This window comes from Kamptonema formosum PCC 10802, from assembly GCF_000332335.1.
Taxonomy (GTDB): domain Bacteria; phylum Cyanobacteriota; class Cyanobacteriia; order Cyanobacteriales; family Oscillatoriaceae; genus Oscillatoria.
Window position 1 is genome coordinate 1,233,039 of sequence record NZ_KB235948.1, and the last position, 1,892, is coordinate 1,234,930.

The following is a 1,892-nucleotide window of genomic DNA, read 5'->3' on the forward strand; positions in this document are numbered from 1 at the left end:
GGTGGTTGGCGCGTCGTTGACGTTGGAGACTGCCAAGTCAAACGTCGCATCCGCTGTGGCACCGGCACTATCCGTCGCCGTCACTTTAACGCTGATTGTGCCCACATCCTCATTGGCGGGAGTGCCTTCGAAGGTGGCGGTTGAGGCATCGAATGTCAACCACGCCGGCAAGGCGGAGTTATCGGCAAGCGTCGCATTATACGTCAAACTGTCGCTATCGTCAACATCTGTGAAGAAGCTGGTGACATCCAGACTGAAGGCGCTGTCTTCCGTCGCCGACTGGTTGCCTAGTGGGTTGGCAACGGTTGGCGCGTCGTTAGTATTGGCGACTGTCAGGGTAAAGGTGGAATCAGCAGTCGCACCGGCACTATCCGTCGCCGTTACCTTAACGCTGATATCGCCCACATCCTCATTGGCGGGAGTGCCTTCGAAGGTGCCGGTGGCGGTGTCGAATGTCAACCACGCCGGCAAGGCGGAGTTATCGGCGAGCGTTGCATTATACGTCAAACTGTCGCCTGCGTCAACATCTGCGAAGGTGCCGGCGGGGATAGCGAAACTGAAGGCGCTGTCTTCTGTCGCCGATTGGTTGCCAATGCCGGTGGTGGTTGGCGCGTCGTTAGTATTGGCGACTGTCAGGGTAAAGGTGGAATCAGCAGTCGCACCGGCACTATCCGTCGCCGTTACCTTGACGCTGATATCACCCACATCCTCGTTGGCGGGAGTGCCTTCGAAGGTGCCGGTGGCGGTGTCGAATGTCAACCACGCCGGCAAGGCGGAGTTATCGGCAAGCGTCGCATTATACGTCAAACTGTCGCCGGCGTCAACATCGGCGAAGTTGCCGGTGACATCCAGACTGAAGGCGCTGTCTTCCGTGGCGGTTTGGTTGCCAATGCCGGTGGTGGTTGGCGCGTCGTTAGTATTGGCGACTGTCAGGGTAAAGGTGGAATCAGCAGTCGCACCGGCACTATCCGTCGCCGTTACCTTGACGCTGATATCACCCACATCCTCGTTGGCGGGGGTGCCATTGAAGGTGCCGGTGGAGGCGTCGAATGTCAGCCATGCCGGTATTGCGGTGCCGTCGGAAAGGGTGGCGCTGTAGGTTAAGGTGTCGCCTGCGTCAACATCGGCAAAGGTGTTGGCGGGGATAGCGAAACTGAAGGCGCTGTCTTCTGTCGCCGATTGGTTGCCAATGCCGGTGGTGGTTGGCGCGTCGTTAGTATTGGCGACTGTCAGGGTAAAGGTGGAATCAGCAGTCGCACCGGCACCATCCGTCGCCGTCACCAATACGCTGATATCACCCACATCCTCATTGGCGGCAGTGCCAGAGAAGGTGCCTGCCGTGGCGTCGAATGTCAGCCATGCAGGCATTGGCGTGCCGTCAGCGAGCGTTGCATTATACGTTAAAGTGTCGCCCGCGTCAACATCTGCGAAGTAGCCGGTGACATCTAACGTGAAGGCGCTGTCTTCCGTGGCGGTTTGGCTGCCAATGCCGGTGGTGGTTGGCGCGTCGTTGACGTTGGCGACTGCCAAGTCAAACGCCGCATCCGCTGTGGCACCGGCACTATCCGTTGCCGTCACTTTAACGCTGATTGTGCCCACATCCTCATTGGCGGGAGTGCCTTCGAAGGTGGCGGTTGAGGCATCGAATGTCAACCACGCCGGCAAGGCGGAGTTATCGGCAAGCGTCGCATTATACGTCAAACTGTCGCTATCGTCAACATCTGTGAAGAAGCTGGTGACATCCAGACTGAAGGCGCTGTCTTCCGTCGCCGACTGGTTGCCTAGTGGGTTGGCAACGGTTGGCGCGTCGTTAGTATTGGCGACTGTCAGGGTAAAGGTGGAATCAGCAGTCGCACCGGCACTATCCGTCGCCGTTACCTTGACGCTGATAT

Annotated in this window: 1 protein-coding gene; it reads right to left on the reverse strand. The window is 58.4% G+C overall.

Translation table 11 applies throughout. The features are described 5' to 3' along the window. Window positions 1–1,892, reverse strand: a 1,892-nt coding sequence (locus tag OSC10802_RS38785; protein ID WP_044169969.1) for a putative Ig domain-containing protein, incomplete at both ends; no start/stop codon positions are given.